This window comes from candidate division KSB1 bacterium, from assembly GCA_034521575.1.
Taxonomy (GTDB): Bacteria; Zhuqueibacterota; Zhuqueibacteria; order Residuimicrobiales; family Krinioviventaceae; genus JAXHMJ01.
Window position 1 is genome coordinate 544050 of the sequence record JAXHMJ010000001.1, and the last position, 7739, is coordinate 551788.

Here is a 7739-nt window from a genome sequence, read left to right on the forward strand (position 1 = left end):
TTTATGGAATAGTGTTGCGTCAATATCTAAATGCCTGGAGACCCGATTTTGATGAAAACAGTGATGTTCAGGCAAGTCCTGGATCATGATTGCTGGTTGCCATATTTTCCTTGTATGTTTCATTGCAAGAGTTTATATTTAAAAGTATAAACCAAGGAGGTGTAATGGAAGCGACAGCAAAAGATCTCAGGTTTCACTCCAAGGAGTTGCTTGAGGCGGTATCACGCGGTGAGGATGTCATCATAACCTATCGAGGCAAACCGCGTGCAAAGCTAATCCCCATTGACCGAACAGATGTAGATCGGGAATCTGTCGATTTGTTTGCGATCTGGGAGGATCGCGATGATATCAAAGACGTTAATCAATATGTGCGTGACCAGAGAAAAGGCAGAAACCTGTGATTTTTGATACAGATATTCTCATATGGTATATGCGAGGTAATCTAAAAGCCCAATCCGTTTTGGAGAACACAGACTCGTTTAATATTTCTGTCATTACCTATATGGAGCTTGTTCAAGGTATGCGGAACAAGAGGGAATTAAACGCCCTGCGAAACGCACTCTATCACTGGGATTGCAAGACTTTGTATGTGTCTGAAGCTGTTTCGACAAAGGCCATGTTCTATATCGAGCGGCATTATCTGAGCCATGCTTTACAGATCGCAGATGCTCTGATAGCCGCCACAGCAGCTGTCAACGCTCTGCCTCTAACCACGGGCAATGAAAAGCATTATAAATGTATAAAAGAAATAGAGTTAAATATATTTCATCCGTAAAGTTCGGGAGTCTTTTTCAGATATCTGACAGGGGATAGCGCAGGATGTGATACCGGGCGATAGGGAGCCCTTTGGCTCTCTTTTGTTTCCAAGCCCCAGTGTCTGACGCCGGGGCGGTCTGCGGGAAAGTGACAGCTGTGCCGCCACGCGCAATTGATTTCAGACTTGTCCTCGTCGTACAATTTTCCATTGTGCGACGAGTGGAAGCGGCACAATTTTGAAAAGGTATAGAAGCATCCGTCTGGGCAGGAATCGCGCATTCCGGGCACGTCGTTTGACAGCAGCAACCCACCTGCAGGCGATACGCTGCACGGACCACCCGACTTTGTCAGATTCCGGACTGCGTCCGCCTCTGACGAAGCGTCCTCCTTGGAAAAGGAGGGAAAGAACAAGCAACGCTCGGAGGTGAATCAGCCGGTAGGCTTGTAACCGTAGCCGCGACTGTCCCTATGCAAACCCAGTCCGAATGATTACAAGTATTGCTTTTGATTACGTATAAATTTTTCGCATCTGGGCAGGAATCGCGCATTCCGGGCACGTCGTTTGACAGCAGCAACCCACCTGCAGGCGATACGTTGCACGGACCACCCGGCTTTGTCAGATTCCGGACTGCGTCCGCCTCTGACAAAGCGTCCCTCCTTGGAAAAGGAGGGAAAAGAAAAAGCGTCATTAATGATACTATCGCTGTGGATGAACCCGGACTAATTTTTTTCAAGACAACCTCATATATCACCCTCCGTATGTCGGGCCCGATGTCCCTGCACGACAGCATCACGGATACTGGGCGCCACACCTGTCATACTGTTTTAAAAAATTATGTTCTATCAATTGCAATCCTTGTGTTTGTTATTTTATAGATTTTTCTTACATTAAAACGTGATTTTAATCGTTTTCATGCAATCATTCAAGCATCTTTTAACCAACTATTCTTATAATCATGCAGGAGGACGAATGGAACAGCGCAAAAAAGGCTATGGTCTGTTGATGGGATTGACGATTCTTTTTACGCTGGCGACCATCAGCACACTGATCCCGGAAGCCGGAGCGAGCAAAGCCTGTATGCTGGGTTACAAGCGCACTGCACCTTTACCCCGGTCAGCACGGTAATCTGCGGCATTCTGGCAGCTGCTGTGTGTCGATTCCGCAGCAAGCACTATGTGGTGCGCGAGGCCGAGTAGGGGGGAGAGGCAAACAGTGGCTTGATGTTCTGATTCGATTGATCTGCACAAAGGAGTTCCTGTGCACTCATCGCACTGAACCTCCTCAAAGAATCAACCCACTGTTTGGTGTATCTTCAGAGCACCCACTGCAATCCACCACAGCCGCTATTTTTGCAGCTGCGGCTGCAACATCGCCTGGATGATCTGGCTGGCGAACCAGATCAGAGTTGCGATGATCATCCAGTCATGCATGCCTTGCAGGATCCACACCTTTGAACACGTACACGGCCGGGGCAGTGATCAGCAGGATCAGAGACAAATATCCGATGATTTTTAATACAATAGATAATGATCTAAGCTTCATGGGCAATCCTCGCATGGGCTTGTGTTTGAATCCAGTAACTCAGTCCAAGGTAAATCAATCCTGCGGCAATCCATCCGGGCAAACTGACAAAATAGATTTGCAGTCCCAGAAAAGTCATGATGAGCACGCACAGGGCCAAACTTAGAATCCAGGCCAGGAACGCCGCCCAGTGGAATGAGGTGCCGGTTTTTTGTGCGTACATGGGCTGCAGCTGCAGACGTTTCAGCAGCCAGAAATCGACAAAGATGACCGCGCCCATGGGCATGATCAGCATGCCGTACAGCGCGACAAAATCGAGCAGTTTCATGGCAATAGCCGGAAACATACCGGCAACGGCGGCAATGAGTCCGGTGATCAGGGTGACCCGGAACCGCGACCATTTGGGAACCAGGGACTGAAAAGCCAGTCCGGCGCGATAAATGGTGGGATTGGCGGTCGTCCAGCCGGCGATAATGACGCATAACAGTCCCGCCCATCCGGCCGCTTTATAAGCCATCGGACCGGGCAGCACATTGGTGTCGGCTGTGTTCTGGTACAGCTGCAGGGCATAAAGAATGGCGGCTGAAATCCAGGCCATAAAATGGCCCACATACATACCGCCGGCTGAAGCCACGCCGTACCAGGTCTTTTTGGCAAAGCGCAGTACGGAAAGATCGGCCATACCCAAATGCATAGCGAGGTTGGCAAACCAGGCGAAAAAGGTGACGTGCCAGAACGTGAATTTGACCTGCCCCGGAAGCGGGTCCCCGCCGGTCCAGATATGATCGCGGGCCAGAGCCCACAGATCGCCGATATTGTTAATGCTGACACTGGTGAGATTGATGAATTGACGCAGACCGATGAGCCCGAATGCCAGAAACACCAGCACCATCCACGGTGCGGCGATGTTGGCCAGTTTGGCCACGGTGCGGTAACCGTAGGCAGCCACCACAGCGATCAACACACCCATACCCAGAGCGCTGAGAATCCAGCCCAGACTGTTGGGCAGCATATCATTGAGTCCCGGCATGGGAAAATTGAACCAGATACCCAGAGTGGTAGCGGATACCGTGACCATGGCGCCGGCGAGAAAACAGAACATGACGCCGTTGGCCAGATTGTAAATACGCACCAGCCGCGATCCGCAGATCTGTTCCAGATGATAGTACATGGTCAGTCGCGCGCGGGTGGCAATAGGCGACGTGATGAACACCCAGCTCAATACAGCCAGCAGATTACCGAGCAGCAGACCGAAAACGATATCAAAGGCGCTGACCCCGGCAGCCACAAACAGTGGCCCAATCATGAGCTCGGTTCCGGCGCAGTGTTCTCCGGCGTACATGCCGATAAAGTTTTTGAATCCCAGCAGATTTTTGTCCGGGACGCGGTCGCGCTCGAATTCCTGATGTTTGACGCGTTTTTTCTTTTCGTTCATGGTGTATTTCCTCACATGTGAGAATCTATTCCTGTTCCGGTTTGTAATTCCTATCCATTTCAAGTACATAGCGATGTTCGCCGGCTGTATGGGTGAACGGTGTCAGTTTGCTGCGCCACCACTGTTTCTCTTTGGGTTTGGGCTGCAGCTTGACGCCGTTCACCGAACTGAGCACCGAGCCGTTGCGGCGCTGCACACGATTGATGTAAACGGCAAACGGCTGTTCATCGCCGTCATTGATATTCCAGGTACCGATGCTGATCACCAGCCGGTCCAGTCCGGATGTATCAAAAGGTTCATTTTCATTGAACTGCCGGTCATCGTGTTTCGGATTCAGTACGGCGTGGTGCCAGCGTCCGGTTTCCGCATTCAAATCCATCTGTACCGGCGGGACGGTGCGCAAGAGTCCGGCTTTACCGCCCATATTATACCACATCCAGTGCAGCGAATAAACCATGTTCAGCAGTTTGACGCTGCCCTCAAAACCTTCGATCCAAACATAGGCACCGCACACGCCGTTAAAGTCGCAGTGTTCTTTGTCCAGTTTATAATCCAGCTCAATCAGGGGCGTTTCACCGGGATCAACCCGGATCGCCTGAACCGCTTTGTTGAGCGCCTGCGGCCAGCGGTCCTGTCCCGGCGCCTGATAACCGCGGCAGCGGCTGTACAGATACAGGCAATGTAGATGTTCCCGGTCCGCGGCGCGCACCTCGCAGATATTGGACGGATTTTCGTCTTCCATATACACATACCGCTGTTTCCAGCCTGAGAGTCCGTCTGTAAAATCACCGTTCACAACCTGTTTTTCAGCGGCCAAATCCCATTTGGGGTTCAACCACAACGGATAGCGTTTCTCATCGAATTCCGGCAGGTCTTGTGGATAGGTATATTCTTCACCGGTAACGCATTTAAACGTGATTTCAGCATCCCGGCCGTTGAACTCGATCACCGCTACGCCCTGTGAGGGACCGCCGTACCAGTCCGATTCACCGAACGCGCGCGGCCGGTAGCCGGCAGCCGGCAGGTTGATCAGGTTCATGCCTTTGTAGGACACGGCGGTTTTGAAGGACGCGCGCACCGGAATGTGTACATGTCCGCTGAGCACGTATTTGACATTGCCGTGTTCGGCCAGGGTGTCCAGAAACAGGCGTTTGACGGATACGGATTCGCAGTAATTGATCAGGGGATTGATGCCCATCGGATGCGACGGCACGTGCTGAAACACCATGACCGGCATATCCTGATGCGCCTCGAGGTCCTGTTTCAGCCATTCGAAATAATGCGGATGCGTCTCCCAGAATTCGTCGCGCAGCGGGTCCGGCCAGACGATAAAGTGCCAGTCGCCGGCGTCAAACGAATATAAAAGGTTTTCCGTGCCATTCATGCGTTTCTGCGCGGCAAAATAATTGTCAAACAGCTTCATATTGTATCCCGGAGAAAACGGGCTTTTGTTTTCGGTTTCGTGATTGCCCAGTTCGTACAGCACCGGCATGTCAAGTTTTTGCAGATATTGTCGCATCTGCTCAAAGTCCTCCGGATACCCCCAGGCATCGACGATATCGCCGATGACCACGCTGAACAGGGGATCGATCGGCAGACGGTTTACCAGGGCCACGCTTTCTTGGATGAATGCGTTGTGGATGCGCATGCGGGTGCGCAGGTTGTCGAATGCAAACGCGTCTCCGCCCTGGGGATCGGCCATGGCGATGATGTGAAACTGTTTACCGGGGGGGCGCGCATTAAAATCGGTGAGTTTGAGCTTGCCAATCTCATGATCCAGGAGAAAATTGAATGCCAGGGCCAGATGTCCCCGTTTTTCATTTACCGTACCCTGTTTGAGAATCGAGTCGAGGGAAACACGCACCGGTTTATCAGTATTGATCAAAATCTCGGATTCTTTTGAGGCATGGTCCAGCCAGAGCACCACAATATCGCGATGCGGCTGGCTGGCTGGTGCCGCTGATATGTCCGTCTGGACGGTATGTATCGTTGCCGCTGAAAAAGAACGGACGTATTTTTGTCAGATGAGCGCCGGAAACCCGAACGGCAGTTTCATAATCCACAGATCTCGAATCCGCAGCTGAAAACTCTATGCGCACACAGATCTGTCCATCCGCATGAACAGCGTCCGCGAGTGCAGCGGGTGTTGGATAGCGCCAGTCCGGTCCGGATGCCCTGGCATTTCCCGCAGCGTATGCCAGGACCCCGGAGGCGCTGATTCCTTTGATAAAAGTCCTTCGTTTCATCATGACTCCTTGATTCTAATGTGCCGATGAACCGTTGATCCACAGGCGTTTGTCCGCCAAACGGCCGCGCGGTTTGACAATACAGGTGACGCCTTCAGGCGCTGTATAATTGAGGAATAGCTGATCGCCTTTGACCCGCCACTGTACCTCGACCACGCCATCCGGATGCGGCACCGTACCCTCGGCCCAGGTGATCGATTCGGCCAGCGGCTCGATGCGCACGGTATCCGGGGAATAAAAGCAGGGGAATCCCAGGCGCACGCCGAGGATATCGGTGGTCATGTAATAAGTGGGACCGCCGCTCCAGGCGTGACTCAGGGTGCCCTGTCCTGAAGACGGGCCGCTGCCGTCGTCAAAATTTTCCCACGCCGTATCGTTGTGATTCAGGATCATGCGTGTCCAGTACTGCCGGATGAACCTTTCGGCAATATCCGCGCGGTTGTGACGATACAGGGCGCCGAGCACATAAAATCCGCCGTACGGTGTGACCTTGCGCGCGCGTGAGATTTCACCGATGTCCGCGAGTTCTGTCCGGTAAAAATCAGTGAGAATCGTCTCACGCGGTTTCGAATTGTATCCGCTCAACGACATCCAGGCGCTGGAAATGGGGTAATGATGATCAATCGGCTCGCCATTTTTGAATCCGTCCCGATAGGCGCCGCGTTTTTCATCCCAGCACAGGCGGTTGACCGCCTGAACGGTTTCTTGTACAAGCTGTTTATAGCGGTGCATGTCGTCAGGTTTGTCGAGTTTGGCCGCCAGATGCGCCATGTTTTCGAACGAGCGCGCCAGCAGCGACTGCATCATGGTCAACTGCGCGCGCTTGTCGATGCGTGTCCATTCCACAAACGCCGGCAGATTTGCAAACAGACCGTTTTTCTGCTGTTTGTCCACTGCGTTTTCGACCATATATCGATAATTATCATACAATTCGGCTGCAAACTCGATATCGCCGCTCCAGTCCACGTACCAGCGGAAATATTCCAGAGTGATGAATGGAAAATCGTACAACAGTCCGGGCTCGTCCCCGGATTTTTCTTTATCCGGATAAAACATGCCGCGATATTTGTCCTGAAACACCTCCAGACTGTATTTGATCAGTCTCGGATCACCGCTGCCGGCCAGAGTGATGGCAAATTGAGGCAGAGCATCGCCCGCGTACAATCCGCGTTCCCGGAACGGCGTATCGGTATAGGTGTCTTCAGCACATACCAACAAGGTACGCCAGCCCAGCTCCCAGATTTCATTGAACAGGGGATCGGAACAGGTGAACGAGCCGATTTTTTCAAAGGGGTAAATTTGACTGACCATGCCCAGACGCTTGAGGGTCACCGGTCCCCTGTTGCCGGTTACATTCACCTGCAGATAGCGGGCGCCGTAGGGTTTGAACGTCTCGTGGCGCTGGGAGCCGCCAGCGGAGATATGCCGGGTGGCGGTGTAAATACCGGGACGTTTGAGCACCGAGGCCAGGCTGTCGCTCGTCAGATCCTCGGCAAATCCGATGTCGATGCGGGTTCCTTCAGGCGCGGTGTATTCGATGAAAATGCGTCCCAGAATTTTGCCGCCCATGTCGAATACAAGCGCGGATTCATCAGTCAGTGTAATATCCGATACCTGATGGGACGGAAGGTTGAGATTCGAATCGGGCATCCGCCAGGCCATGTCCCAGGCGGGATTCCCGGCCGTAACGCCGCGGTTCTGTCCCTGCCAGGGGCCGAGAAATTCCGGTAGCTCCTGATGAGACCGATAAACAATATGAACCGAACCAGGTACATCCGCA

Annotated in this window: 7 protein-coding genes; 3 read left to right on the forward strand and 4 right to left on the reverse strand. The window is 52.5% G+C overall.

The features are described from left to right. Positions 1-164 precede the first annotated feature (164 nt). The 3 genes from U5R06_02490 to U5R06_02500 all read left to right on the forward strand — a co-directional run bounded on the left by U5R06_02490 (position 165) and on the right by U5R06_02500 (position 1882). Positions 165-401 carry a type II toxin-antitoxin system prevent-host-death family antitoxin gene (locus U5R06_02490; GenBank protein ID MDZ7721708.1) on the forward strand — a complete coding sequence of 79 codons (237 nt, stop codon included), beginning with the start codon at positions 165-167 and terminating at the stop codon, positions 399-401. Next, a complete protein-coding gene (locus tag U5R06_02495) occupies positions 398-775 on the forward strand; it encodes a PIN domain-containing protein (GenBank protein ID MDZ7721709.1) in 378 nt (125 codons plus the stop codon). Before U5R06_02490 ends, U5R06_02495 begins: the two co-directional genes overlap by 4 nt. A 951-nt stretch (positions 776-1726) precedes the next feature. Continuing rightward, positions 1727-1882: a hypothetical protein gene (locus U5R06_02500; protein ID MDZ7721710.1), complete on the forward strand. Its 156-nt coding sequence runs from the start codon at positions 1727-1729 to the stop codon at positions 1880-1882. A gap of 406 nt (positions 1883-2288) precedes the next feature. Here the strand turns inward: U5R06_02500 and U5R06_02505 are convergent, their stop codons facing one another. From U5R06_02505 to U5R06_02520, 4 genes are all read right to left on the reverse strand, one after another. Further along, a complete protein-coding gene (locus tag U5R06_02505; protein ID MDZ7721711.1) occupies positions 2289-3713 on the reverse strand; it encodes a hypothetical protein in 1425 nt (474 codons plus the stop codon). A 25-nt stretch (positions 3714-3738) separates the two neighbouring features. Next, complete coding sequence (locus U5R06_02510) at positions 3739-5598, reverse strand: metallophosphoesterase (GenBank protein ID MDZ7721712.1); 1860 nt, start codon at positions 5596-5598, stop codon at positions 3739-3741. Then, positions 5585-5962, reverse strand: coding sequence for a hypothetical protein (locus U5R06_02515; protein ID MDZ7721713.1), 378 nt, complete (start codon positions 5960-5962; stop codon positions 5585-5587). Before U5R06_02515 ends, U5R06_02510 begins: the two co-directional genes overlap by 14 nt. A 12-nt stretch (positions 5963-5974) precedes the next feature. After that, the coding region (locus U5R06_02520; protein MDZ7721714.1) for a family 78 glycoside hydrolase catalytic domain at positions 5975-7739 on the reverse strand (1765 nt) is incomplete at its 5' end.